Raw genomic sequence first — 26,441 nt, 5'->3', positions numbered from 1 at the left:
TGCGCAATTCGACCCGTTACTACGCGGTGCTAGAACCCGAACACCGAGCCAGGCTTGACCGTGATCAAATTGGTACGCACGATCACCGGGGCAACGCCCTCGGTTATCGTGACCGCGCGGTCCTTCTCCGCATCGGTCGCCACCTCGCCACTCAGGAACGCATCGCGGCCGATGATTTTCACGGTAACGTTCTCCAATCCTGCGTTGGCAAGCTGCGATTGAACCTGGGCTTGCTGCTGGCGCCAGCTGTCAGTATCGGTTGTGAGATTGACCACCACCGAGGTTACGCCTGGCACGCCGCGCACCACCTGCTCGGCAAGGCCTTTGGCCTTGTCGTCGAATACCTTGCCAAACAGGACCACGCTTCCGCCCGGATTGGTGTAAAGCTGCACCCGCCCCAGGTTGCGGTTGGAGCGCAGCGCTTCGCTTACACGATCGCGCAAGGACGGTGTCGGCGCGGGCCGCGGCACGCGGGCGAGACGCCGTGGGTGGGCGCGTGCGGGGGGCGCCGCAGCTTCCGCTGGCGCGACCGATTGGGTAGGAACCGCGGCTGCGGCGGGGCTCGACAATGCCGCCGGGCTTGCCGCGACCGAACTTCCATACTCCGGCGCCTCGTTGGTGCCGAGGCTCGCCACGCGCGTGGCCAGTGCGGATTCGATGCTCGCCTGTTCGCTCGCGTCGTGCGCAAAGATGATAGGATAGTCCGCTTCAACCTGGCCGCCGGTAAATGGCACATATGACCATCCGGAAACGTTCTTGATCACGTCGGCGTCGAGACTTGGGTTGGGGGCGGTAGAAGTACGTACCGCAGCTCCTGCAACCGAGCCGTCGGGCATGATTCTAACCCGCACGATCATTCCGTCGTTGGTAGTCGCATCCCCGCCGAGCGCGCCCTTGTAGGCATCGAGCAGCGCGCTCTTGCCATCGTCAAAAACCTTCCGCATCGCATCCGGGCTTCTCTCGACGGCCGACGACGATTCGCCGGTAACCTGCACCGCCACGGTGTTGGCAAGTGCGACCAATGGCCCAGCGGTGCTCGCCGGTGCGGGAGTCACGGCGGCCGCCGGGGAAGCGGTCGCCGCTTCCTGGACCGGACCGCGAGAACTCAAATGCAGCGCGAGCCACGCTCCCCCAACCAGCGCCACCAGCGCAGCCGCAACGTAGCCGAGTACGGTAAACGATCCGCGCCCTTCGCCGTCCGGTCCGGATTCCGGCATCTGACCAGTCAGGCGTCCGGAAAATCGATCGCCTGGAGCGCTGGCCACGACCGTGCGTGACTGACCGGGGCGCTGGGTGGCAGACGGTTGCGGCGTGGGGCTGGCCGCAGTCCCCGGGTCGTCGGTAAGCCGAGCGCCGCAGAAGTTACAGATAACTTCGCCGGGCTCAGCCCGACCCCCGCACACCGGACATTCGATTACCTCGCCGACGGTGGGGGTGCCGCTTTCCACGAAAGCCGGGCCCGCTTTTACCAGCGCGACACCATCAGCTTCGCAAAAGGTTTCGTTGTCTGGATAGGTCCTGTTGCAGCTCGGACACTTTTTCATTTGGAGTGCCGCCTTCGGCCCCCGCTCCAAGCGTGTAGGGTTTGATGATATCTGCGCCCGGGTGAAGACGCCAAGCGGGCAATGCGGCCGGCCACTAACATCGGCTCATTACCTCGTCGCGGAAGCGTTCCATCCCACCGATCTGCTCTTTGGCGGAAGGGCCTGCGGCAAAGATGATCCGCGCCACACCCATCTCGACGAATTGGTTCACGAGCGCAGGCGTCAACGGCTCCGCGAGGCGCGGACTTATGGTTATCTCCAGGGGTGTGGCACGCGCGAGTTCACGTTCCTGGGCTCGCAACTGTGCGATGCTGGTGCGGATCCCGTCAAGGCTTTCGGCAATTCCATACCATCCGTCGCCCAGCCGCGCCGCCCGCTTCAACGACGGGCCGGTGTGGCCGCCGAACACGATTGGTGGGTGTGGCCGCTGCGCCGGCTTGGGCATGAACTTGAACCCGGCGATGCTGACGGTGCGCCCGCCATAGACCGGATCGGCGCTGGTCCACAGCTCTTTCATCAGCCCGAGGTACTCCCGCGTGCGCACCGCGCGATCTTTGAAGTTCATCCCGACCGCGGTGAATTCCTCTTCCAGCCATCCAATGCCTACGCCAAAAATGAACCGGCCGCCGGACAGCACGTCGAGGCTTGCCACCGCCTTCGCGGTTGCGAACGGATTTCTGAGCGGCAGCACGAAAACCCCAGTGGCCAGCTTGATCGTGCTGGTAACCGCCGCGACGTACGCGAGTACGAGCATCGGGTCGTGCATGGGAGCGTCAGACGGCGCGGGCAGTCGGCCGCTGGATGAGTACGGATAGAGCGAGCGGTACTCAACCGGCAGGATGATGTGCTCGGGAACCCACAGTGACTCGAAGCCCAACTCTTCGGCCTTGCGCGCGATCGCGGCCAAGCCCGACGGCTGGGTCTGTCTTAAGAAGGTCGCGAATTTCATGAGATTCTCCCTGGGCCAGTTCGGTCCGTAGATCGGAACTCCCCCCAAGAAGCTGAGGAGGGGAGCCGGCCATCGACGGTTTGCGTGTACAACGGCCCGTGCTCTTCAAGCTGTGAAACTCTCCTAAACCGGGTCGCCTTCCAGCCGAAATCCGATGCGGACCTCGACCTGAAACACTGGTTCGCCTTTCTTGGCCACCGCGCCGCGAATGTCTTTAACCTCGAACCAGTCGATGTTGCGAAGTGTCCGAGTCGCCTTGGTGAGCGCGTTGCGGACGGCCTGGTCAATGCTGTCCTCCGAGACACCCACCACTTCGATGATCTTGTAAGTCTTGTCTGGCATAGCTGGCTCCTCGCGCAGTATTGGGGCTGCGCTATCGGGTTGCGGCGTGCCTAGCCGGCACGTTCGTTTCAGCTTTTGAAATCGACTGCAAAGACCGCAGGGTCTTCGATGGTTCGCATGTCGAGGTGAAAAGCATCGCCGCTGACTCGTCCGATGATTCGCGCGCGACGAAACCGCGCGGCGATCGCGTTCGCGGACATATCGGGATGGGTAATCGTGACCGCGACCGACGGCAAGCTTTCAGCGGGAAGCGACCCTGATCCGACCTGGGATGTCGCTTCAGTGACTTCCACCTTGAAGCCCGTCTCCAGGCGCTCGGCAATAATTCGAGCAGCCTGGGCCGCGACCGTGCGCAATTCCGCGGGCTTGCGGCTCATCAGGCGCAAGGTGGGAACCGTATCCCTGATTTCGTCGGAGCGCAGGTAGATTCTGAGCGTCGCTGCCAGCGCGGCGAGCGTGAGCTTGTCGCAGCGCAGCGCCCGCTTGAGCGGATTGGCTTTCAGCTTTGCGATCAGCTCGCGGCGTCCGACGATCAGTCCGGCCTGCGGGCCACCCAACAGCTTGTCGCCGGAAAAAGTCACGATCGCCGCGCCGGCCGCGATTCGCTCGGCGACAACCGGCTCACGCGGCAGCCCGAACTGCGTCAGGTCGATGAGGGCACCGGAACCCAGGTCTTCGACCACGTCCACGCCGTATTCGCGGCCGAGCGCGGCCAGGTCCTGGAGCGCCACCTCACTGGTGAATCCGATTACCTGGTAGTTGGACGGATGTACCTTCATGAGCAGCGCGGTGTCGGGTCCGATTGCGTTGCGGTAGTCTGCGCGATGGGTCCGATTGGTAGTACCGACCTCGTGTAGGCGCGCGCCGCTGCGCAGCATAACGTCGGGAATCCGGAACGAACCGCCGATCTCTATCAGTTCGCCGCGCGAAACCACCACCTCGCGCCCGAGCGCCAAGGTATTGAGAACCAGCAGGACCGCTGCGGCGTTGTTGTTGACCACGGTCGCCGCTTCGGCGCCGGTAAGGGCACATAGCTCGGTTTCGACGATCGCATCGCGATCGCCACGTTCGCCGGTCTGTAGATCGAACTCGAGATTCACCGCCGCCCGCGCGGCCTGTTCCACCGCCTCGATGGCGGGTTCGGCGAGGATCGCGCGACCGAGATTGGTATGCAGCACCACCCCAGTTGCATTGACCAGCGGTTTCATGGCGGGCTCGTCGGCGATAAGCGCGTTCTCGACGCGGCGCACAATCTGCGCGAGCATTGCGCGCCGATCGCCATCGTTGCGGGCTCGCCCCGCGTCGATCTCTGCGCGCAAGTCGTCGGCGGCTTGTTGCACGACTTTCTTGAGGTAGGCGCCGCTGACCCCCCGGGCGTGCGGGCTGCCCGCGAGCGCGCGCAGGCACTCGTCGACCGGCGGCACCGCGCGCAACAGCGACGCGCGAATCTCCTGGGCGGTGGATTGCGTCGAAGACGGGCGCTGGCGGGTCACGGGCTGGATTATCGAAGAGCGCCCGGCGCGCAGGCAAGGCCCCGGACTACGATGCAGGCGACGGCGTTTCGAGACCGGCCTGGGCCTCGGCGATCAGTTTGAGTTTGCTTATCAGGAAGAACGCACAGCCCAGGGCAAAGACCGAACAGCATATGACCGCGATGCGGGGACTTAGGTGCTCTCCGACGAAACCGACCCCCAGGCTCCCTAACGGCGCGGTGCCGATAAACGAAAGCGTGTAGATGCTCATGACGCGGCCGCGCAACTCATCGGCGACGAACATCTGCAGCATGGTGTTGGTGGTTACCATGTGGTTCATGAGGCCTGCACCAATCAGCGCCTGCGCGAGGAGGGAAAGCCCTATCCACCTCGACACCCCGAAAATAAAGATGGCGCCAGCCAGCAGGAACAAGCCGATGACCAGATTTTGCCGCAGCACCCGCGCCTCGCTGGAGCGAGAATTCATCACGATCGCGCTAATCACGGCGCCGAAGCCCTGAGCCGCCATCAGGAAGCCATAGCCACGCGCCCCGCTGTGCAAAAGGTCGCGTGCGAACACGGGCACCAGAACCGAGTATTGCACCGCAAAGCCGCTGCTGATCGCGACCGTCACCAGGAGATAGAAGCTGGGCCGGTGACGCCAGACATAGGCGAGGCCCTGGCGCACCTGACGCATCATCGCGGCGCCGAAGTCGCGGCGCTGCCGCCGTGGCACATCCATTTCCAGCAGTCCCCAGATGACCGCCAGAAAACTAAGCCCATTGAGGAAGAAACAGCCGGTCACGCCGATAAGAGCTATCAAAAGGCCGGCAACCGCGGGGCCTACCATGCGTGCGCCGTTGAAGATCATCGAATTCATCGCGATCGCGTTTGACAGATCTTCCTTGCCCACCATCTCGACTACGAATGCCTGCCGGCCCGGCATATCGAATGAGCTCACCAGTCCATTGAGCGCGGCAAGAATGATGACGTGCTCGACCCGCACCGTGCCGGTCCAGGTGAGCGCGGTAAGCACGAACGCGCTCAACATCAGGAGGGTCTGCGCAGCGAGTATCAAGCGGCGCCGATCGACGCGATCGACAATCACGCCCGCGAAAAGGCCAACCAGGACCACGGGCATAAAGCTCGCGAAGGCGACCACTCCGAGCATCATCGAGGAATTGCTGAGCTTCAGCACCAGCCACGCCTGTGCGACCAATTGCATCCAGGTGCCGATAAGTGAAACCAGCTGACCGGCAAAGAACAGGCGGAAGTTTCGATGGCGCAGCGCGCGGAACGCCGAGAGACGCGTTTCCCAGGTGGTGCTTTCAGGAAGCTCCCCGGGCTCTTCGGCCTCCAGGGCTTCTATCTCTGGCGCAGTGTCGATGATACCAACCTCGGAATCGATGTCAGGGACCCCAGTGATTTTGCCAGAGCCCGCGCAGCCAAGCGACCTGCTTGTCGGCACGCATATGGTTTGCAAGTTTCTAGGACGTGAATCTGTCGGGAATCGAGATTCGCTACCGCCTTGCAACTGGCGCCGACCAGTCGCTGGCGATTGCGCATCCGCCCGGTGCGCTGCTAAGTACCGGCCGCGACGCCCATATCAGCGTCACGATCAGGTGCGAATATTCCGAGCGAGGCGTGATTGCCCGCGCGAGCGTGCAAAACCACGCAGAGTCTCCGGTCGAGCTCGACGCAGCGTGCATGTTCATCGCGAGCGGGTTCGATCGCACCGCGCAAGCGCGATTTTTCAAGCACGGCTACCAGTCGTGGAGCGGCTCGTTTGCGCTACGGGTGGGAGACCTTTCCGACGAACGCTATGAGAAGAGAGCGCGGCTCACCCGAGTCAATCATCAAAGCGAGGTAGTACGCCCGCCGGAGGTGCCCGAAGCCGCCACCTCCGAACTATTCACGATCCTGGAACGGAGCGACGGCGAGAGGCTGCTGGCGGGATTTCTCGACGGCGCTACGAGTCTCACCACGCTCACGGTTCGGACGCCCGACGCCATCGCCGCACGAGCGTTGCTTGACGGCATCGAGCTGGCGCACGGGGCGACGCGCGCCATCGCGCCGCTGTACTTCGAGTGCTCGCGCGAGCCGGCCGCGGTGCTGGCCGGGCGCTGGGCCGCGAAATTGGGTGAAGCGATGGGCGCGCGCACCCGCGCTCCTTTTCGGCGCGGCTGGTGCTCTTGGTACCACTATTTTCACGCCATCACGGAAGATGCCTTGCGAGACAACTTGCAAGCGCTTGCCGCGCTCCGATCCAGCTTCCCGATCGAGGTGGTGCAGCTCGATGACGGTTTTCAGTCGGCGTTAGGCGACTGGGATGAAACCAACCGGAAGTTCCCCAGCGGACTTGCAAAAATTGGCGCCGAAATCCGCGCGGCCGGTTTCGAGGCCGGAATTTGGACCGCGCCATTTCTGGCGGCGCGGGACTCGCACCTCATGCGCGATCATCCGGACTGGTTTATTCAGGATGAAGGCGGCGCCCCATTGCCTGCCGGCTACAATCCCAACTGGACCCGCCACGACGACAAGACTGCGTACGCACTCGACCCGAGCCATCCGGCGCTGCGCGATCATCTGGAGAGGTTGTTTCGCAAACTCGTGCACCAGTTCGGCTATTCCTACCTAAAGCTCGACTTTCTGTACGCAGCAGCTGCACAAGGCCTCCGCCACAACCGCAATTGGACACGTGCCGAAACCCTGCGCCATGGACTCGCAGCAATTCGTGGGGGCGCGGGCGACGATGCCTTTATTCTCGGCTGCGGGTGCCCGCTCGGCGCGGCGGTGGGAATGGTCGACGGAATGCGAATCGGCCCCGATGTTTCGCCCTATTGGGGCAGCGGCGGCGCAGGCGATCCGTCTACCGTGCACGCCCTCGATGCGATCATCGCGCGCAGCTTCATGCATCGACGGCTGTGGCTTAACGATCCGGATTGCCTGATGCTGCGTGCCAAGGAGACGCAGCTGAGTGCCGACGAGCGGCTCGCACTGGCCAGCGTGATCGCGGGTTCGGGCGGAATGCTGCTGATTTCTGACGACATGTCGCTGCTGGGCGAGGACGAAGGCCAGCTGTTTCGCGACGCCGCGGCCTTGGCGGTCCAGATGGATGACGGCGCGGAGCGCAAGCCCATCGTGGCACTCGATCTGCTCGACGCCGGCGGAGTGCGGGGCTTGATGAAGCAGAGCGATGAAGGGGTGGCGGCGGTGGTGGTGAATCGTGGTGACAACCACGCGCGATTTCCGCTCGCGACGCTCGGGCGCGGCTCGTACCAAGTCCGCACCTTGGGTGGAAAGGAGGAATCCCACACCGGCATCATCGACCTTGCGCCGCATTCAGCGCGCCTGGTGCGGGTGAATCGGCGCTAGGGCCGTCACCGCGCGGCAATTCCCAAATTCTCCGTGATTGTTGCCGCTCGCTGGCAAGAGGACGCATTCCTCGTGTCCGGCGCGAGGTCGCCAAGCTCCGTGTTTCAGGCAGTGGCCAGTTCGAGGAGGCTCGCGCCCGCGCCGGCGTGTAGCACGGCGCGCGCCGACTGTGGTGAGATCTGCAGCGGGGAATAATACTCGCGATCCAGCGCCGCGATCACGCGTTGTGCGTCATCCGCATGACAGAGCGCAACGATTGAGCCGCCGAACCCTGCGCCGGTGAGACGCGCGCCTAACGCGCCGGCGCGGCGTGCACAGCTTACCATCCGGTCCAGACGCGAAGTGCTGCAGTCGAAATCTTCGGCAAGGCTCCGGTGCGACGCGTTCATGAGCGCGCCCATCTCGGCAAGCCGCCCCGCTTCCAACGCGCGCACCGCCCGCAGCACCCGTTCGGTCTCGCTGAATACGTGACGTGCTCGTTTGAGAATCTCGAGCGGACGATGTCCGTCCAGGGTAAGGCGCGAGTCGCCGTCGCCCAGCATCTCGCGCGCGAGCGTTTCTGAAGAAAGACCCAACCGCGAGGCTGCTCCCCCGAGGTCAGAATTCACCCGCTCGGGCGCTGTGTTCGCAAGTGCCGCGATCAAGTCGGCTGCGTTCCAATCTTTCACACCGTTGACGACGTCGCCGAGTCCGCGAACTCCATTCAGCCTGAGTGCGCGCGCCAGAAAGCGCGCCGCGAGCCCGCACTCCACAACTCGGCGATTGTATTCAGCGCGAACGTCTCCTGACTTGTCGGCCTCCTCGCGGCTGTCGGCGACGACCAGGGCGGCCTCCGGCGGCATTTTGACCGCTCGCGCCCGGAGCGGATTGAACTCAATGAACAGCGCGTGGTTGCGTTGTCCAAGCAATGAAGCAGCCTGATCCATCCCGCCCGCCATCGTCCCGACATACCACTCGCTTCGCGCGACCAGCGCAGCCGTTTCGATGGACGGCAGTGTGAGCCCGTTGGTCGCCATGAAGGCAAGCGCCGACGACACGGTAAGTGCGGCCGACGATGACAAACCGGCGCGGGTCGGCACGCGCCCGTCGATTACCAGCCTCGCGCCCCGAAGCCGGGTGACTTCGGTTCCGCGGTTTGCGAAGTGATCGATGACCCCCTGCACGGCCGCTTTTACGTAGTTGGCCCAATCGCCGGTCGGGTAAGGTGGAATATTGCGCGCGAGCCTGAAGTCTCGATTGGGATACGAACGATTCTCGTTACGCAGAGAGACTTCGTCTGACGGAGTAGCCACGGCGACGATGATGGTCGATCGATCGATCGCGACGGGCAGCACCGGAAGACCGCTGTAATCCGTATGCTCGCCGATCAAATTGACTCTGCCCGGTGCGCGCACCGCAAATAGTCGCGCATCAGGACCCGCGACGGTCCTGAGTCCTCGCGCCATGGACGCCGCGCGATCCAGCTCCGAACTGTCCCACCCCGGATCGGTCAAGAGCCCGCTCCCGAATCGAAGTGTGCGCGCGCCGTGGCGAGATCATCGGGGGTGCCGACGTCGCTCCAGAACCCCTGCACTTCAAAAGCTCGCACCATGCGTCCGGCCGCGATCATTGCGGCAATGGCCTGTGGAAGCTCCAGTTCGCCCCGAGACGACGGCGCAAGGCGATCGAGGTAGTCGAAAACCGTTCGCGACGCGCTGAACAGACCGGCACAGTTCCATCGGGTGGACGACGTCCCGCGTGGCGGCTTTTCGACCAGGCGCGTAACACGCATTGCGGAGTCGACGTACGCCGCCGCGCCCCGCCACGGATCGTCGACATCATTGACTGCCAGCAACAGGTCGCAATCGGCGCGCTGCGACGCGGCCGCAAACCGCGGATAGTTGGCGCCATCCATCAGGATGTCGCCCCAGCCGAACATGAAGCGATCCTCGCTGGCGAGCAGACTGCGTGCGGCCAGCATCGCGCCGGCGGTTCCATTGAGATGCTGCTGGCGAATCGTTTGGATCGTTATCCCCGGGTTTTGTATCGCGAAGGTGGTGCACCAGTGCTCGATCTGTTCGGCGAGATGGCCCGCCACTACGACAAATTCGCGCAGACCGGATTTGATCATGCCCCCGACGATGCGGGCAATTAGGGGCTTCCCGGCAACCTCGAGCAGGGGTTTGGGCCGGTCTGCCGTCAGCGACGCCAGCCTGGTACCTCGCCCCGCCGCCAGCAGCACCGCTTTGCCAGGCACCATGTCCCGAAGCATAGCAGCGCCACGAACGCTTTGCTGGCGTGCGGGAATTTCTTAGGATAAGCGTAGACGCTGGTAAGAGAGAGCTGCCCGCATGTTCGGTGAGATAAACCCGCGTGCCAAAGCCAAGGCCCCCTTTATCTCGGTAGAAGAAGCTATCGAGGAAACGCGCCGCGGCCACATGATCATCATGATGGACGATGAGCAGCGTGAGAACGAAGGTGACCTGTGCATGGCCGCGGAAAAGGTCACCGCGGAGGCGATCAACTTCATGGCCAAGTTTGGCCGCGGCCTGATCTGCCTGCCGATGTCCGCCGAGCGCATCGATCAGCTCGGTCTCGCAATGATGGTCGGTGACAACCAGGCGCCGCTCGGCACTGCGTTCACCGCATCGATCACCGCGAAGCGGTGCGCTGGCTCAGGGCAATCGGCGCAGGACCGTTCCATTACCATCCTACAGGCGACTCGAGAAGACGCGAGCGGTTCGGAATTTATCTCACCCGGCTATGTCTATCCGCTCCGCGCGCGCGATGGCGGCGTGCTGGTGCGCACCGGACAGACCGAAGGCGCGGTTGACCTGGCGCGCCTGGCGGGTCTCAAACCCGCGGGGGTCATTTGCGAGATTCTGAAAGACGACGGCACGATGGCGCGCCGCGACGACTTGGTCGAGTTCGCGCGCACCCATAACCTCAGAATCGTAACGGTCGCCGATCTGATCGAGTACCGGTTGCGGCACGAAACGATGGTACATCGCATCGCGGAGGCACAACTGCCAACGCAGTATGGCGATTTCAAAGCGATCGTTTATCGCAACCAGGTCGATTACACCGAGCACCTGGTGCTCGTGATGGGCAGCGTCGATCCGCAGAAACCGATTCTCGTGAGAGTGCATCGCGAATATCTTCCCGGTGACGTCTTCGGATACGCAGCGCGCCCCACCCGCAATCTGCTGCGCGCGGCGATGGAACGCATCGCGGAAAAAGGCGAAGGCGTGCTGCTCTACCTGAAACGCGAATCCAACGCGATCGCCGCGGAGCTGGGATCGAACGAGCGCGGCGGACATCGGCCCAGCACCCGCTATGGGACCACCGAGGCGGACTTCCGCGACTACGGCATTGGCGCGCAGATCGTACGCGACGTCGGCGTGCGCAAGATGATCGTCATGTCCGATGCTACTCCCCGCCTTGCCAACCTGCCCGGATATGGACTTGAGATCGTGGGTTCGGTGCCGCTTACCGTGCCCAACGGCAAGCCGATCGTCACTTCCAGCAACTAGGGTCGCGGAACCCCAAAGTTGCGGGAAGCGTTGTACCAGATCATGTATCGCGCAAATCGGATCGGTGGGAGGGCCTCCTCGGTCCGTCCAAAGCGGGGATCGGCAACCGGCGCGACCCCGGCCCCGGGGCTCGCGACCGACTGGACCTTGAAGCTGCCGCCGCGGCTACCCGCGCCGGTCTTTAATGGGAACAAGGCGAGGAGCTTGGTCGGGTTGATTTGCGCGCTGTGGGCAGTTTTTGCGAGCGCTGCACCCGCGTTTGCGCTGCCCAAGGCCAACGAAGTTGTGCAGATCTCAGCGCTGAAAGTGGACCATCCACTGGCGCCTGGCAGGACTAGCAACTTGCTCATCGATGCCAGCGTCATGGCAGGGTGGCATATCAACTCGAATCATCCGCTCAGCGACGAGTACATCCCGACGGTGGTACGAATCGCGGGGCCGGCTTCGGTGAGCGCAGGCCCGGTGCAATACCCGAAGGCCGAGGAGGTAGCACTCGAGTTCTCCGGCGGCGACAAGCTTTCGGTCTTTTCGGACATCTTGATGCTCTCGGTCCCGCTCACTGCAGCGATGAATTTCACCGCCGCGGGTGACTTGACGGTAACTATCGACTACCAGGCGTGTGACAATCTGCAATGCCTGAGGCCCACCTCGGTCAGCTCCACTATCGCACTCGCCTCATTGCAGGAAGCCGTGGGCGGAACGATCACCGGTGGTGGGCCAATCGGGGCCATGACTGCAGGGGGCACGCGGACGGGCGTACTCGAGGACGTCTTTGCCCATCATGGCTGGGTGCTCGGTTTTCTTGCGGTTTTGGTTGGAGGACTGGCTCTAAACCTGACGCCGTGCGTCTACCCGCTAATCGGGGTCACCATCGCGTACTTCGGCAACCAGGGCGGTGGGCCGCGACGAGTCTTCGCGCTGGCAGTCGTGTACGTACTGGGAATCGCACTGATGTTCTCGGCGGTCGGGGTTGCGGTCGCACTCTCCGGGGGGTTGTTCGGGGCCGCGATGCAGAATCCCGTAGTGCTGTCGGTCATTGCCGCCATGCTCGTCGGGCTGGCGCTTTCAAGTTTTGGCGTGTTTGCGCTGCAGCCGCCGCAATGGTTGATGAATCGCGCGGGAGTCGCGCGCCCCGGTTATGCGGGCGCGCTGCTGATGGGGCTGGGCATGGGCGTGGTCGCGGCGCCATGCATCGGGCCCATCGTGTTGGGGCTGCTGCTGATGGTCGAGCGAAGCGAAAATCCGTTTTTCGGGTTCGCCCTGTTCTTTACGCTCGCGGTCGGTCTGGGTCTGCCGTACGTCGCGCTCGCACTGGCGGCGGGCAGTATCCGGCAGCTGCCGCGTTCCGGTGAATGGCTCGCATGGGTCGAGCAACTGTTCGGGTTCATCCTGATAGGCCTTGCTATCTATTTTCTCGATCCGGTCATGCCCGGGCATGTCATGACCCGTATCCTGCCCTTCTACGCGGCCGCCGCGGGAATCTGGCTGGGCTTTGGTACCCGCGCCGGGCGCGGGTGGCGCCCGTTCCTGGTCTTTCGCTCGGTGGTGGGCGCCGCGGCGGTGGCGGCGCTGATCTACGTCGCGATTCCGCGTGCCACGCCAAAATCTCTTACTTTCGAGCCATTTGATTCCTCGCTGCTCGCGTCGGCGGGCGAGACCCGCAAACCGGTGTTGATCGATTTCTCGGCCGACTGGTGTATTCCGTGCCGCGAGATGGAGCACTCCACGTTCCTGAACCCATCGGTGGTCAAAGAAGCGTCGCGGTTTGTCAGGTTGCGGGCCGATTTGACCCATCAGGACAAGACCAACCAGGACCTGATGAGCAAGTTCCAGATTCAGGGCGTGCCGACCACCGTCATGATTGATTCCTCGGGCCGGGTGCAGGTCCAAAAAGTGGGTTATATCGGGTCGGATGAATTCCTGGCCGACCTCCGCCGCATCGACTGAAGCAATTGCCCGATTGCGCCCATTCGCACTGGGATCGACAATCCTCGCGGAGGTGGACGTTGATGCGTATCGCGCAGATTACCGATCTCCACGTCGTTGCCAGGGATCGATTGTGCTACCGCCAGGTGCCAACCAACGATCAACTTCGCCAGGCGGTCGCTCACGTCAACAGTCTTAACCCGTGGCCGGATGCCGTCATCGCATCCGGCGACCTGACCGATCACGGCCGCGAAGAAGAATATTCGGTCCTGAGAGAACTTCTGTCGCCACTTAAGGTTCCGGTGTTTGTGATTCCGGGCAATCACGACAACCGCGAAGTGCTTCAGGTTTTCGCCGACCAGGATTACATGCCACCCTCCGGATCGCCGTTCGTAAACTATGTGATCGATAACTACCCAATTCGGCTCATCGGACTCGATACCAGCGTGCCCGGTCACCATCACGGCGAGTTGTGCGCGGAGCGGTTGCGCTGGCTGGAGGCGAACCTGCGGGCCCGCCCTGATGCCCCAACCGTGATTTTCATGCATCACCCGCCCTTCCGCACCGGCATCCGCTGGATGGACTCGTCCGGACTGCACGGGGGCCGCCAGCTGGAACTGTTGGTCTCCCGGCATCCCCAAGTCGTCCGGGTAGCCTGTGGCCATATCCATCGGCCGATTCACGTCGCGTGGGCGGGAACGATCGCGTCGACGGCGCCGAGTACCTGCCACCAAGTGGCGCTGGAGCTGAATGGCGATGGCTTCGAGTTCATCATGGAGCCGCGCGCCATACAGCTTCACGTGTGGGACCCGGGCTATGGGCTGGTTTCCCATCTGAGTTACGTCCCGAATTCCTACCAGCCGATGGCGCTGCTGGAGGGTCTCAAAGCGGCCGACCGCGAAGAAATTGTCGAGCGGAGTAGGCGCGACTACGAAGCGCTGTGCAAGAGCGAATTCGACCGCAGGAACTGATCAGAAAAGGAATCGCTCCCGGCGATAGCGCAGAACCCAATCCGGGCATATCGGCTCGGGCTGCGGATTCGTTTTTTCCGCCACCCTTGGTAGGGTTCATCTGAGCGAGGTCGTCATGGCAGGAGCCAGCGAGAGTTTCGTCAAAGACTTGTTTGCGATGGTCAAGGAACGCCGCTCGTTTGGACGGCATCCGCTGTGGCGCAGGATCGGCGAAGGTAAGGTCGGGCGCGATGGGATGAAGACTTTTGCAGCGCAGTTCTTCCTGCAGGTGCGCGAATTTCCGCGAGCGGTAAGCGCGCTGCATTCGCGCTGCTACGACGCGGCCGAACGTCTCAAGCTCGCCGAGAGCCTTTACGAAGAGGAGACCGGCAAGATTTCCGGCAGCGCGCCGCATCCGGAGTTGTTCATCCGCTTGGGGACCGGACTGGGGATGAAACGGGAGGAGTTAACCGAAGCGACTCCGCTGCCCTCGACTGCTTCGCTGATCGACTGGTTCGAACTTTCGACCAAGGACCGCTCCTTCGCCGAGGGTGTCGGCGCAATCAACGTCGCCGCGGAGGGGCAGGTGGTTACCAATTTCGGTCCTTTTGCCCGGGCGTTGGAAAAACATTACGGCCTCAACCGCGATCAAGTCGCGTTCTTCGACGTGCACGAACTGGCCGATCGCGATCACAGCGACGTAGGAGAGAATATCTTAAGCCATCTGACGCTCGGTGATTTGGAGCGTGAAAAGATACGCGACGCAGTAAATCGTTCGCTCGATTTATGGTGGCAGTTCTTCGACGGTATCGAGCGCGTGTGCGGATAATTTTTGGGCGAGAACTGGCTTCGAGCAAGGCTTTGCTGGCGCATTAAGCCGCCACGCGCCGGCATCGGGTAGAAATGCAAAATATAGTTTTATTTCCGCTGAAGATCACACATTTCTGAAAGCTCATTTGCGCCGTTTGTTCGTTTGCAATAAATGCCGACGAAATGGACACTATTTTGTAAACTTGCCACATAAATAAACTATGTTTGATTATGCTCTGGTCTGACTGTCTAGTTCCTTGCCTTCAAGGGGTGGAACGCGTATCATGAGACAGGCTGATGGGCAGGAGAGGACGGTATCCAGCCGCGCTTTGATTTATGGCACAAAAGCAGGGTTCCGACGGTTACGGCGCCGAGTCGATCAAGGTTCTGGAAGGGCTTGAAGCGGTTCGCAAGCGACCCGGAATGTACATTGGGGATACCGCCGAGCGCGGGCTGCATCACCTGGTCAACGAAATAGTCGACAACTCGGTGGATGAGGCGTTGGCTGGTTTCTGTACCGAAATCAGCGCGGTGATTCTCGGTGACGACCGCATCTCTATCGATGACAACGGCCGCGGCATCCCGGTCGATATGCACCCGACCGAGAAGCGCTCGGCGCTCGAGGTTGTGCATACCGTGCTGCACGCGGGCGGCAAATTCGAGCACAGCGCGTACAAGGTTTCCGGTGGACTGCACGGGGTCGGCGCATCGGTCGTGAATGCGTTGAGTGAGGATTTTGAGGTCGAAGTCCGCCGCGATGGCAAGATTTACTTTCAGCGCTACGAACGCGGAATCCCGAAATCCAAAGTCGAAGAACGCGGCAGCACCAAGAGCACCGGTACCAAGACCACGTTTTCGCCCGACGGGAAGATCTTCAACGAAGTCAAGTTCAAGTATGAACTAATCGCGCGTTACCTGCGCGAAATCGCCTATTTGAACGGCGGACTCAAGCTTAAGCTGCGCGACGAGCGGACCGGCAAAGAGGAAGAATTTCACTACGAGGGCGGCATCGCGCAGTTCGTCGAGTCGCTGGCCGAGGGTAGCGAGTCGCTGCATGACACGATTTTTTTCAAGGGTTCCAAGGATGGGATCGAGACCGAGGTTGCGCTCTTGTGGACCGATTCGCTCCACGAGGTGACCTTCAGCTACGCCAACAACATCCACACCATCGAGGGCGGAACCCACCTGTCCGGACTCAAGTCGGCATTGACCCGCACCCTTAATTTCTACGCGCAGAAAAACGGACTGTTCAAAACCAAGGAAACCCGGCTGGAGGGCGACGACACACGCGAAGGTCTGGTCGCCATAGTTAGCCTCAAGATTCCCGAGCCGCAGTTCGAAGGGCAGACCAAAACCAAGCTGGGCAATTCGGAGGTTGAGGGTATCGTTGCCTCGCTGGTCAACGACAAGCTGGGCGAGTATCTCGAGGAAAATCCTTCGGTCGCCAAGAAGATTACCAGTCGCGCCCTGGAAGCGGCCGCGGCGCGCGAAGCCGCGCGCAAAGCCAAGGAACTGGTGCGGCGCAAGGGCGCGCTCGATTCCGGCCAGCTGCCCGGCAAACTGGCCGATTGCTCCGAACGAGACCCGGCGCGCAGCGAGTTATTCCTGGTCGAGGGTCAATCCGCTGGCGGGACCGCCAAGGAGGGCCGCGATCGCAAGACCATGGCGATTCTGCCACTGCGCGGCAAAATCCTGAACGTGGAGCGGGCGCGAATTGACAAGATGCTCTCCTCGACCGAGTTGCGCGTGCTGATTACCGCGCTCGGAATGGGTATCGGTAAGGACAAGGACCTCTCCAAGCTCCGCTACCATCGCATCGTCATCATGACCGACGCGGACGTCGATGGGTCGCACATCCGCACCCTGCTGCTCACCTTCTTCTTTCGCCAGTTCATCGAAATCATCGAGAACGGGTACCTTTACGTGGCGCAGCCTCCTCTGTTTCGTGCGAAAAAGGGCAAGAGTGAACGCTATCTCAAGGACGAGAACGCGCTCGAGGACTACCTGACCGATCTCGGCTCCGAGGCGGTGACACTCGAGACCGGCAAGGGCAAGGATGCGCGCGAGTTCAAAGGAGTCGCCCTGAAGACGCTGGTGCGCAAAGCGCTCTACTACGACCGCATGTACGAAGCCCTCGAACGCCGCTCCAAGGAGCGGCCCATCGTGGCGGCGGTGGCCAGGCTTTCCGCTGACAAAACCCTCACCGATGCCAACTTCGAATCCGAGAAGGGTGCCAAGCAGATGGCCGATGCGCTGCGCAGGGCGATCAGGGACGACAATCTGACCGCCACGGTTCGCCAGGAAGCCGGAGAACGATGGTCGGTGGTGGTTGGGCACAGCCATAATGGCTCCAAGCCACCCACGGTGGTCGATCTGGTGCTGTTCCATTCGGGCGAGCTGCGCGAAATCCGGCGCCTTGAGGCGGAAATCGACGCGATCAGCTCGCCACTCAAGATCCAAACCGGCGACGCCGAAAGCACCGTACCGACACTCAAAGCGGTCGCCGACGCGGTTCTCGAAGCGGGCAAGCGGGGTGTGGACATTTCGCGTTACAAGGGCCTCGGCGAGATGAACGCCTCGCAGCTCTGGGACACCACCATGAATCCCGAGACGCGTTCGATGCTCAAGATTCAGATCTCGTCGGTTGAGGAGGCGGAGGAAACTTTCACCAAGTTGATGGGCGATCAGGTCGAACCGCGTCGCCAGTTTATCGAGGAAAACGCGCTCAACGTGCGCAACCTCGATATCTGATCGGCAGCCTTCTGCGTGGGCGTCCCTTCCGCACCAGGAACGCGTAGTTCGGTGATTCGACCTTGCTTCAATGGAACCCCGGGAGCGGCTCAAGCAGGAAATTCGCGCGATGGTGACCGAGTGCGCGGTATGCGAACGCGATGCGCGTGACGCACAGCAGCAGCGCGGCGTCGACTTGGACCTCGGAGACATCGCTCATCCCGAAGATGCTTTCGACACCGACCTGCTCTGGCATCGCCGCGAACGGCATCGCGATAAGCTGCTTGGGCGAATCGAGGAGTGGATAGCAAGCACGCACGGGGCGGGCGGCTGATTGCACCAACAACGGCCCCGAAAAGCGGGAGTGCCAGGTTAGATGGCTGAGACCAACGGCAACGAACCAATCCGTAACGAACCCGCGCTGCTGAACATTGAAGACGACATGCGGCAGTCCTACCTGGACTACGCCATGTCGGTGAATATCGGGCGCGCGCTGCCGGAGGTACGTGACGGCCTGAAGCCGGTCCATCGCCGGATTCTCTATGCGATGTTCCGGATGGGTCTGCTCGCCAACCGCCGCTATACGAAATGTGCCGGGGTGGTCGGCGAGGTGCTGGCCAAGTATCACCCGCACGGCGACATGGCGGTTTACGACGCGCTGGCGCGGATGGCGCAGCCCTTCAGCATGCGCTACCCGCTGATCGACGGACAAGGCAACTTTGGCTCGGTCGATGGCGACCCGCCGGCGGCCTATCGCTACACCGAATGCAAATTGACCCGGTTGGCCGAACGGCTGCTCGCGGACATCGACAAGGACACGGTCGATTTTATTCCCAACTTTGACGGCTCCCAGGAAGAGCCGGAAATCCTCCCCGCGCAGATTCCGAACCTGCTCATCAACGGGTCGGACGGGATCGCCGTCGGGATGGCCACCAACATTCCGCCGCACAATCTCACCGAGGTTTCCGACGCGCTGCTTGCGCTGATCGACAAGCCGGACCTGCCGCTGGAGAAAATTCTGGATATCATTCCAGGCCCCGATTTCCCGACCGGCGGCCAACTACTCGGCCGGCAGACGATTCGCCAGGCATATCTGACCGGACGCGGCACGCTGATGATGCGCGCGCTGGCCGCCATCGAGACCGACAAACGGTCGGGCCGCGCATCCATCATCGTGCGCGAGATTCCCTACCAGGTGAACAAGTCGCGTCTGATCGAGCGAATGGCGGAGCTGGTCAACGAGAAGCGTCTCGACGGTATCAGCGATCTGCGCGACGAATCCGATCGCGACGGTATGCGGATCGTGATCGAGCTCAAGCGCGACACCGATCCGCGCGTGGTGTTGAACCAGCTGTACAAGCTCACCCAGATGCAGCAGGGCTACGGGCTCATCATGCTCGGCATCCATGAAGGGCGGCCGCGCGAGATGGGCCTGCGCGACATCCTGCTCGCATTCATCGATCATCGTAAGGTCGTTCTGACCCGCCGCACCCAGTTCGAACTGCGCGAGGCTGAAGCACGGCTGCACATCCTGGAAGGTTTACTCATCGCGCTCAAAAACCTCGACGCGGTGATCAAACTGATCCGCGCTTCCAAGGATGCGGAAACGGCGCGCTCCGGCCTGATGAAGCAATTCAGCCTAAGCCAGCTCCAGGCCCAGGCGATTCTGGACTTGACGCTGCGCCGCCTCACTGGGCTGGAGCGCGAAAAGATCGAAACCGAGCACAAGGAAACCAGCGGGACCATCAAGGAGCTCAAGCGGATCCTGGCCGACGAACGCGAGCTAATGAAATTGATCGCCGGCGATGTGGCAGAGATCAAAAAGGAATTCGGCGATGCGCGCCGCACCCAGATAATCGAGGCAGAAGGCGAGTTCTCGGTTGAGGACCTGATTGTCGAAGAAGACGTGCTCGTGACCGTGACCCACGGCGGCTACATCAAACGCACTCCGCTGTCACTGTACCGCACGCAGCGGCGGGGCGGACGCGGTAAGATCGGTGCGACCACCAGCGAGGAAGACTTCGTCGAGCGGCTCGAGCGGGTCTCGACCCACGACCCGCTGATGTTCTTCACCAGCGCGGGCAAGGTGTATCAGTTGAAGGCTTACGAACTGCCCGAGGGCGGCCGCGCCGCGAAAGGTCGTTCGATCGCCAATCTTCTGAACCTGGGCGACGAGGAGACCTTGCAGGCATTCATGCCGGTCCCACGCGAGGTCGCGGGCAAGTTCGTGTTCTTTGCGACCAAGCGCGGCCGCGTGAAAAAAACCGAACTCGAAGAGTACGCCAACATCCGGTCAAACGGGATCATCGCGATCAATCTCGAAGATGGCGACTCACTGGTCGACGTGCGCATCACCGATGGCAATCAGCAAATCGTGCTCTCGACGCGCGAAGGACAGGCGATCCGGTTCAAAGAAGCGGAGGCGCGCCCGATGGGCCGTGCGACTGGCGGCGTCGCCGGCATGGAGCTGGAATCCCACACCATCAAAGAAGGCAAGACCGTTACCCTGGTCGAGGACGAGGTGGTTTCGCTGTCGACCGTCCGCGACGACGAAACCCTGCTTACCGTTTCGGAACTGGGGCTCGGCAAGCGCACGCCCGCCGAGGAGTATCGGCTGACACATCGCGGCGGCAAGGGCGTCATCACCATGAACGTCACGGAAAAAACCGGCAAAGTGGTCGCGGTACGCCAGGTCGGCACTGACGAACAGGTGATGCTGATAACCGATGGCGGCAAAGTGATTCGGCTCAACGTCAAAGACGTCCGGATCACCGGGCGCAACGCGCAAGGGGTCCATCTGGTGCGGCTTGATCAGAACGAGCACGTGCGTGCACTAGCGGGTCTCGCCGAGAAGGACGACGACGAATCCAACGGCAACGGGGCGGTCAGCGAAGAGGAATAATCCTCTGCCTCATAGGCTGGCCCAGGCAGCTTGTGCCGCTGCCAGCGCCTTGCCCCGGGAAAGCTCGAATCCTGCTCCCGCCAGAATTTGCTCGAGCGCGCCCAGTACCAGCGTCACGTTCTCGCGCCGCGAGCTCTCACCCATGAGGCCGATCCGCCAGACTTTGCCTCGCAGCGGTCCCAGGCCCGCGGCAATCTCGATGTTGAACTGCTGCAGCAATTCCGCACGCACCCTTGCCTCATCCACTCCCGCCGGCACCGCGACCGTGGTGAGCTGCGGGAGGCGGCGGCCCTCCTGTGCGGCAAGCTTAAGCCCGAGCGCCCCCAGACCGGCGTGCAACGCGGCGGCGTTGCTGCGATGGCGCAGCCATCGCTGCTCCAGGCCTTCTTCCATCACCACCCGCAGGGCTTCGTAGAGCGCGTAGATCATCGTGATCGGGGCGGTGTGATGGTACACGCGCTCCGAGCCCCAGTAGCTGCCAATCGCGGCGACATCCAGGTACCAGGAGCGGCACTTGGACTTGCGCCGCCGTATCACCTCCATCGCGCGGGCGCTGAAGGTTACCGGCGCCAGGCCCGGGGGCGCGCTCAGCCCCTTCTGCGTGCAACTGAAGCAGGCATCGATTCCCCACTTGTCGATTTCCAGGGGGACACACGCAAGCGAGGTTACCGCGTCAACGACCAGCAACGCGCCGTGGGTGCTCGTCAGGGCGGAGATCTCTTCAATTGGTTGATGAACGCCCGTCGAGGTCTCCGCGTGCACCATGACGACAAGCTTCGGATTGGAAACCTTCGCGAGCGCCTGCTTGACCGCGTCGGGTTCGATTATTCGCCCCCATTCCGCTTCCACCTTGTGAACCCTGGCACCCTGTCGCTCGGCGCAGTCGGCGAAGCGTGCACCAAACGCGCCGTTCACGCCGACGATGACCTGGTCGCCATCTTCGATCAGGTTGGCCGCGATCATCTCCATTCCGGAGGAGCCGGTGCCTGAAGCCGGAAACGTCATTTCGTTCTGGGTTCGGAAAACGACGCGCTGCAGACGCTTGAGGTCCTCCATCACTTTCACGAAATCGGGATCGAGGTGTCCGATCACGGGCGACATCATCGCCTTCATCACGCGCGGATGAACGTTCGAGGGCCCCGGGCCCAGCAGGATGCGCGCGGTCGGTCTGAGCTCTGCAAATTGTTCCGTCAATATCCTTCCCCTTATGACGCGTTCCCGAATCGCGCTCGATTCGGCAGGCGCCGGAATTCATCTATTATTGCCCGTCGCGGGTTGGCGGAAAATGCCGCGGGCGCAAGCGCTGTGCTATTGTTCACGGCGTGAGCCACAACGCCCAGGCCACCGGCCTCGACCCGACGCTGGTCGCGGAACTGGCGGCCATCGCCGGCAGCGACGGGATAGTTTCGCGGTCCGCGGAGCTGAAAGTCTACGAGTGCGACGGGTGGACGATCGAGAAGTGCAGCCCCGACCTCCTAGTGATGCCGCGTACGACCGAGCAGGTAAGCGCGGTTCTTAAAGCGCTGTGGCGGCGCGAAGTTGCCTTCGTGCCGCGCGGGGCCGGCACCGGGCTGTCCGGTGGAGCACTTCCGGTCAACGCACCGGTGATGATTTGTACCTCAAAGATGAACCGGATCCTCAGCATCGATCTGGCGAATCGGCGAGTGGAAGTCCAGAGCGGGGTGGTCAATCTGCACGTCACCAATGCGGTGAAACGCGACCGCTTCCTCTACGCGCCGGATCCATCGTCGCAGCAGGCCTGCACCATCGGCGGTAATATCGCGGAAAATTCCGGCGGTCCACATACGCTCAAGTACGGGGTCACCACCAACCATGTTCTCGGCGTTACCCTGGTGCTCGCCGATGGAGAAATCGTCGAACTGGGTGGACCGGCTGAAGAACGCTGCGGCTACGACCTGCTGGGGGCGGTGGTTGGGGCGGAAGGAACTGCGGGAATCGTCACCCGCGCCGTCCTCAAAATCATCCGCGAGCCGGAGGGGCATCGAACCCTGTTGGCAACCTTCGCCGACGTCGAGGCGGCCACGCATGCGGTGTCCGCGATCATGGCGTCGGGAATTGTTCCGAGCGCGATCGAGATGATGGACCAGCTGATCATCCGCGCCGTCGAGGACGCCTTTCACGTCGGCCTGCCCGCCGAGGCGGGTGCTGTGCTGATCATCGAGCTCGACGGGCTTGTGGCGGGCCTCGATGAGCATGCCGCGCGTGTGACCGAGATCGCGTGCCACAATGGCGCGTCCGGGGTGAGACTGGCGCGCGACGAAACCGAACGCGCAGGATTGTGGAAAGCACGTAAGCGAGCGTTTGGCGCGGTGGGCAGGCTCGCGCCCAACTACGCCACCCAGGATGGCGTGGTGCCACGCACGCGCCTGCCGGATATTCTGCGTACGATTCAGGTGATCAGTCGAAAATACGGGCTCGCCATCGGCAACGTCTTTCACGCCGGTGACGGCAACATTCACCCGATCGTCCTGTACGACGAGCGCAAACCCGAAGAGGTCCGCAAGGCGATTGCAGCGGGCCGCGAGATTCTGATCGCTTGTGTCGAGATGGGCGGCAGCCTGACCGGTGAGCACGGCATCGGGGTTGAAAAGCAGGGCGAGATGCCGTTGCTGTTTTCACCCGAGGACCTGATCGCGATGAGCGAGCTGCGCCACGTCTTCGACCCGCTGGAACGCTCCAATCCCAACAAAGTCATTCCGCGGCCGGGCTCGTGCGTGGAAGTCGCCGCGCCGCACCGCCAAGTACCGATTTGACCGCGTCTTCACCTTCGGTAAACAACTTGTCGACGGACGAAATCGTCCAGCGCGTTAGCTTGATAGTCGGCGCCGGGCAGGTTGGTGCACCCACGGGCCGGGCGGCCGACGCCGTGAAGATTTTGTCAAAGCCCGGCGACGCAGCAGAACTGGCTGAGGTGGTGCGGGCGTGCGAGACCGATCGCATCGCGCTCGCGCCGCTGGGAGCGGCCCGAACCCTCTCCCAGATCCGCTCGCTGCCGGTGGCGCTCGGAGTGTCCTTGGGCAGGCTTGCGCGGGTAGTGGCGTACGAACCGAAAGATTTGACGATCACCGTGGAAGCCGGCCTGAGCGTGGGTGAGCTGAACCGGGCGCTGGCGCCCGCACGACAACGCCTGCCGGTTGATCCGTGTGATCCCGACGCGACCACGGTGGGCGCGCTGATCGCCGCCTCCCACGCGGGGCCGCTGCGGCTCTCGGAGGGAACGACGCGTGATTTGCTGATCGGGATCCGTTATGTCGGTCATCAGGGACACAGCGTGCACGGCGGCGGACGGGTGGTAAAGAATGTGGCGGGCTACGATCTGATGAAGGTGCTGGGTGGGTCGTTCGGCACCCTCGGTATCATTACCGAAGCAACCTTCAAAGTCCGGCCCCTTCCGGAACAATATGCGATGACGAGGCTGAGCTTCGATCGAGCGGAGAAGCTTTTCGCTGCGGCGCGCGAATTGCACGACTCACTTCCACTCGCTCATCTCGAGGGCCTGAGTTCGGCGGCCGCTTACGCCTGTGGCTCTCCCGCCAGGTTTCTGCTGGTAGCGGGCATCTCGGGGAGTTCCTCCGAAGTTGCTTCGCTGCGCGACGCGACTGCGCGGGCCGCTCCGGGCGCGGTTTTTGTAGAAAGGGGCGACGCTCTGCATGCGTACGCACGCTTGCGTGACTTCGATGCGAGCGCATGGGCGCTCACCGCCCAGATAGCCGTAGCGCCGGCACAGCTCTCCTCGATCCTCGCTGCCACCGATGCTCAATATCTTGCTCACATGGGATGCGGGGTGGCGACCCTGTTTTTGCCCGAACCTCCCGCTGACGGTCGCATCACGATCGACGGTTGGCGCCAGGCGGCGCGGCGCGCGGGCGGCTATCTGCGCATCTTGCACGCCCACCGATCGTTCCGCGGGTCGGTGGAGTTCTTTGACATGCCGAATGACGGGGCGCTCAAGCTGATGCGCCGGCTCAAGGCTGCATTCGATCCTGCAGGTGTGTTCAACCCCGGATGCTTCGTGGGAGGAATTTGATGGCCGCGCCTTCCGCGACTTCGGTCCGTGCGGTCGTCGACTATGAGCTGCTGTTCGACTGCGTTCACTGTGGGCTGTGCCTGGAAGCGTGCCCGACCTACGTGCTGACCAGGGCAGAAATGGATTCGCCGCGCGGGCGTATCTACTTGATGAAGGCGCTGGCCGAGGGACGTCTGCCGCTCGAGGACGATGCCGCCCGCCACCTGGATTTGTGCCTCGGATGCCGCGGGTGCGAGACGGCGTGCCCCTCGGGAGTCCAGTATGGCCAACTCATCGAGCGGGCGCGGGCGTTCGTCGAGGACAACTACTCTCGGTCGCTTCCCCAACGCGCGCGCCGAACTCTGGTAAACGCCATCTTCCCCTACCCCGCCCGCCTCCGCGCACTGCTCGCACCGCTTAAGATTGCCGAACGCATCGGATTGCGGCCGCTCCTGGGCGCGTTGCTGCCAGGCGCGGTGCGCGAGTGGCTCGAGCTGTTGCCGCCGCTGCATCAGTCAAGCGAAGCGCGCGCTGGCGCGCTACCCGCGGGCGTCCCGGGTGCTCCCGCCGTGGTCGTCCATCACGGGTGCGTCGCGCAGGTACTCGCCAATTCGGAGAACCTCGCGACGGAGCGAGTGTTGGCGGCAGCCGGCTATCGGGTGGTACGGCTGGCCCACACCCGCTGCTGTGGCGCACTCGATCTTCATTCGGGCAATCGCGGCCGCGCGCTCGATTTCGTGCGGCACAACGTGCGCGCCCTGGCGCGTTCCGGCGCCGAGGCGATTCTTTCGGCCGCATCCGGTTGCTCGGCGGCGGTAGCGGAGTACGGCTTACTGCTGCGCGACGATCCCGAGTTGGCCGATTCGGCCCGACAAGTAGCGGCCAAGGTGCGAGACCTGAGCGCACTGTTGCTGGAACGAGGGCTGCCGCCCCTGCGTAAAATCGAGTGCACGGTAACCTTTCACGATGCATGCCACCTGGTGCACGGTCTTGGAGTGCGCGAAGGCCCGCGCCGGGTGCTCGCGGCAATGCCAGGCGTGAGCCTGATCGAGTTGGGGGAGTCGGACCTGTGTTGCGGCTCTGCGGGAAGTTACAACCTGACCGAGCCCGAAATGGCGCGCGCCTTGGCCAGTCGCAAGGCGGACAACATCCTGGCGACCGGCGCCGACTACGTGGTGCTGTCGAATCCGGGGTGCGAATTCCAAATCGCGGCCGAACTGCGGCGACGCGGGTCAAAAATCAAGGTCGTGCACCTCTCCGAATTCATCGCGCAGGCGTTGACGAATGGCTGACGAATTCGAAGTAAAATTGTACTTCGCATATACCAGCCCCTTCTCGTACCTGGCTTATGGCCCGGCACGTGAGCTGGAGAAGTCGCACCGGGTGCGCGTTCGCTTCATTCCCTACGGGGTGAATATCCGCCGAGTCTACGGTCCGCTCGACAATCCCGACGCGGATCGCCGCAAGGTACGCTATCTGTACCTGGACGCGCGTCGCATAGCACGGGAGCGCGGCCTGACTATCTATCCACCCAAGAAAATTTTTAGCTGCCGACTCGCCTTTTACGGCGGTTTGTTCGCCGCGCAATGTGGGCGCTTCCACCCGTACTCCCAGAGGGTGTTCGAGCGCTTCTGGAAGCATGAACTCGACGTGGAAGAGGGTGGCGCGATCGAAGCGGTGCTTTCCGAAACCGGGTGCAAACCGGCGGATTTTGCCCGATATGTCGATAGCGACGCGCGCATGGAGCTTGACCAATGCTTCGCCGAGGCCGACGGCGACCAAATCTTTGGCGTGCCGACTTTCGTGGTCGATGGCGAGCCCTTCTGGGGCGAGGATCGCATCGAGTGGGTGGTGCGTAAACTCGCAGCACTGGGCCTGCGGCGGGATGGCTGAGGACTCCTG

General features: G+C 62.7%; 20 protein-coding genes. 12 read left to right on the top strand and 8 right to left on the bottom strand.

All coding sequences use genetic code 11. The features are described 5' to 3' along the window. Positions 1 to 29: 29 nt before the first annotated feature. The 5 genes from VGI36_01305 to VGI36_01285 all read right to left on the bottom strand — a co-directional run bounded on the left by VGI36_01305 (position 30) and on the right by VGI36_01285 (position 5,775). Complete coding sequence (locus VGI36_01305; GenBank protein HEY2483751.1) at positions 30 to 1,544, bottom strand: BON domain-containing protein; 1,515 nt, start codon at positions 1,542 to 1,544, stop codon at positions 30 to 32. Positions 1,545 to 1,638: 94 nt separating this feature from the next. Continuing rightward, complete coding sequence (locus VGI36_01300; GenBank protein HEY2483750.1) at positions 1,639 to 2,493, bottom strand: LLM class F420-dependent oxidoreductase; 855 nt, start codon at positions 2,491 to 2,493, stop codon at positions 1,639 to 1,641. A gap of 123 nt (positions 2,494 to 2,616) precedes the next feature. Beyond that, the gene (locus VGI36_01295; GenBank protein HEY2483749.1) at positions 2,617 to 2,835 is read right to left on the bottom strand and encodes a dodecin; all 219 of its coding nucleotides are present in this window, start codon (positions 2,833 to 2,835) and stop codon (positions 2,617 to 2,619) included. Between the two features lie 68 nt (positions 2,836 to 2,903). Then, positions 2,904 to 4,328: an L-seryl-tRNA(Sec) selenium transferase gene (selA, locus tag VGI36_01290; GenBank protein ID HEY2483748.1), complete on the bottom strand. Its 1,425-nt coding sequence runs from the start codon at positions 4,326 to 4,328 to the stop codon at positions 2,904 to 2,906. A gap of 46 nt (positions 4,329 to 4,374) precedes the next feature. Then, positions 4,375 to 5,775 (bottom strand): MFS transporter, encoded by a 1,401-nt coding sequence (locus tag VGI36_01285; protein ID HEY2483747.1) that lies wholly within the window; start codon positions 5,773 to 5,775, stop codon positions 4,375 to 4,377. 26 nt (positions 5,776 to 5,801) lie between these two features. Here VGI36_01285 and VGI36_01280 point away from each other — a divergent pair, with 26 nt between their 5' ends. Next, positions 5,802 to 7,682 (top strand): glycoside hydrolase family 36 protein, encoded by a 1,881-nt coding sequence (locus VGI36_01280; GenBank protein ID HEY2483746.1) that lies wholly within the window; start codon positions 5,802 to 5,804, stop codon positions 7,680 to 7,682. Positions 7,683 to 7,786: 104 nt separating this feature from the next. Here the strand turns inward: VGI36_01280 and galK are convergent, their stop codons facing one another. Beyond that, a complete protein-coding gene (gene galK, locus VGI36_01275; GenBank protein HEY2483745.1) occupies positions 7,787 to 9,175 on the bottom strand; it encodes a galactokinase in 1,389 nt (462 codons plus the stop codon). Further along, positions 9,172 to 9,921 carry a nucleotidyltransferase family protein gene (locus VGI36_01270; protein ID HEY2483744.1) on the bottom strand — a complete coding sequence of 250 codons (750 nt, stop codon included), beginning with the start codon at positions 9,919 to 9,921 and terminating at the stop codon, positions 9,172 to 9,174. Before VGI36_01270 ends, galK begins: the two co-directional genes overlap by 4 nt. A 91-nt stretch (positions 9,922 to 10,012) precedes the next feature. On the opposite strand from VGI36_01270, the gene ribB reads away from it, so the two are divergent. The 7 genes from ribB (at position 10,013) to gyrA (ending at position 20,512) form a co-directional block, all read left to right on the top strand. Further along, positions 10,013 to 11,194, top strand: coding sequence for a 3,4-dihydroxy-2-butanone-4-phosphate synthase (ribB, locus tag VGI36_01265; protein ID HEY2483743.1), 1,182 nt, complete (start codon positions 10,013 to 10,015; stop codon positions 11,192 to 11,194). 18 nt (positions 11,195 to 11,212) lie between these two features. Continuing rightward, a complete protein-coding gene (locus VGI36_01260) occupies positions 11,213 to 13,141 on the top strand; it encodes a cytochrome c biogenesis protein CcdA (GenBank protein HEY2483742.1) in 1,929 nt (642 codons plus the stop codon). A gap of 62 nt (positions 13,142 to 13,203) precedes the next feature. Beyond that, a complete protein-coding gene (locus tag VGI36_01255; GenBank protein ID HEY2483741.1) occupies positions 13,204 to 14,091 on the top strand; it encodes a phosphodiesterase in 888 nt (295 codons plus the stop codon). 115 nt (positions 14,092 to 14,206) lie between these two features. Continuing rightward, entirely contained in the window at positions 14,207 to 14,899 is a 693-nt protein-coding gene (locus tag VGI36_01250; protein ID HEY2483740.1) for an iron-containing redox enzyme family protein, read from the top strand. Positions 14,900 to 15,216: 317 nt separating this feature from the next. Beyond that, entirely contained in the window at positions 15,217 to 17,631 is a 2,415-nt protein-coding gene (gene gyrB, locus VGI36_01245) for a DNA topoisomerase (ATP-hydrolyzing) subunit B (GenBank protein HEY2483739.1), read from the top strand. A gap of 70 nt (positions 17,632 to 17,701) precedes the next feature. Continuing rightward, positions 17,702 to 17,944, top strand: a complete 243-nt coding sequence (locus VGI36_01240) for a hypothetical protein (protein ID HEY2483738.1) — start codon at positions 17,702 to 17,704, stop codon at positions 17,942 to 17,944. 42 nt (positions 17,945 to 17,986) lie between these two features. Further along, complete coding sequence (gene gyrA, locus VGI36_01235) at positions 17,987 to 20,512, top strand: DNA gyrase subunit A (GenBank protein ID HEY2483737.1); 2,526 nt, start codon at positions 17,987 to 17,989, stop codon at positions 20,510 to 20,512. A gap of 9 nt (positions 20,513 to 20,521) precedes the next feature. Here gyrA and VGI36_01230 read toward each other — a convergent pair whose 3' ends face one another. Next, positions 20,522 to 21,706, bottom strand: a complete 1,185-nt coding sequence (locus VGI36_01230; GenBank protein ID HEY2483736.1) for an alanine--glyoxylate aminotransferase family protein — start codon at positions 21,704 to 21,706, stop codon at positions 20,522 to 20,524. A gap of 128 nt (positions 21,707 to 21,834) precedes the next feature. Here VGI36_01230 and VGI36_01225 point away from each other — a divergent pair, with 128 nt between their 5' ends. Genes VGI36_01225 through VGI36_01210 form a run of 4 tightly spaced genes read left to right on the top strand, consistent with a single transcriptional unit; the run spans position 21,835 to position 26,432 of the window. Then, a complete protein-coding gene (locus VGI36_01225) occupies positions 21,835 to 23,286 on the top strand; it encodes an FAD-linked oxidase C-terminal domain-containing protein (protein HEY2483735.1) in 1,452 nt (483 codons plus the stop codon). A gap of 26 nt (positions 23,287 to 23,312) precedes the next feature. Next, positions 23,313 to 24,560, top strand: a complete 1,248-nt coding sequence (locus VGI36_01220) for an FAD-binding oxidoreductase (protein HEY2483734.1) — start codon at positions 23,313 to 23,315, stop codon at positions 24,558 to 24,560. After that, positions 24,560 to 25,831 (top strand): heterodisulfide reductase-related iron-sulfur binding cluster, encoded by a 1,272-nt coding sequence (locus tag VGI36_01215; protein ID HEY2483733.1) that lies wholly within the window; start codon positions 24,560 to 24,562, stop codon positions 25,829 to 25,831. Before VGI36_01220 ends, VGI36_01215 begins: the two co-directional genes overlap by 1 nt. Further along, positions 25,824 to 26,432, top strand: coding sequence for a DsbA family protein (locus VGI36_01210; GenBank protein HEY2483732.1), 609 nt, complete (start codon positions 25,824 to 25,826; stop codon positions 26,430 to 26,432). Before VGI36_01215 ends, VGI36_01210 begins: the two co-directional genes overlap by 8 nt. Positions 26,433 to 26,441: the final 9 nt, after the last annotated feature.

Source organism: Candidatus Binataceae bacterium, assembly GCA_036495685.1.
Classification (GTDB): domain Bacteria; phylum Desulfobacterota; class Binatia; order Binatales; family Binataceae; genus JAFAHS01.
This window is presented reverse-complemented; position numbering and strand designations above follow the sequence as displayed.

Coding starts and splice junctions, on each gene's coding strand:
- ribB (HEY2483743.1), top strand. CDS start 10,013: ATGTTCGGTGAGATAAACCCGCGTGCCAAAGCCAAGGCCCCCTTTATC.
- VGI36_01295 (HEY2483749.1), bottom strand. CDS start 2,835: ATGCCAGACAAGACTTACAAGATCATCGAAGTGGTGGGTGTCTCGGAG.
- VGI36_01210 (HEY2483732.1), top strand. CDS start 25,824: ATGGCTGACGAATTCGAAGTAAAATTGTACTTCGCATATACCAGCCCC.
- VGI36_01255 (HEY2483741.1), top strand. CDS start 13,204: ATGCGTATCGCGCAGATTACCGATCTCCACGTCGTTGCCAGGGATCGA.
- VGI36_01305 (HEY2483751.1), bottom strand. CDS start 1,544: ATGAAAAAGTGTCCGAGCTGCAACAGGACCTATCCAGACAACGAAACC.
- VGI36_01240 (HEY2483738.1), top strand. CDS start 17,702: ATGGAACCCCGGGAGCGGCTCAAGCAGGAAATTCGCGCGATGGTGACC.
- VGI36_01215 (HEY2483733.1), top strand. CDS start 24,560: ATGGCCGCGCCTTCCGCGACTTCGGTCCGTGCGGTCGTCGACTATGAG.
- gyrA (HEY2483737.1), top strand. CDS start 17,987: ATGGCTGAGACCAACGGCAACGAACCAATCCGTAACGAACCCGCGCTG.
- gyrB (HEY2483739.1), top strand. CDS start 15,217: ATGGCACAAAAGCAGGGTTCCGACGGTTACGGCGCCGAGTCGATCAAG.
- VGI36_01250 (HEY2483740.1), top strand. CDS start 14,207: ATGGCAGGAGCCAGCGAGAGTTTCGTCAAAGACTTGTTTGCGATGGTC.
- VGI36_01300 (HEY2483750.1), bottom strand. CDS start 2,493: ATGAAATTCGCGACCTTCTTAAGACAGACCCAGCCGTCGGGCTTGGCC.
- VGI36_01270 (HEY2483744.1), bottom strand. CDS start 9,921: ATGGTGCCTGGCAAAGCGGTGCTGCTGGCGGCGGGGCGAGGTACCAGG.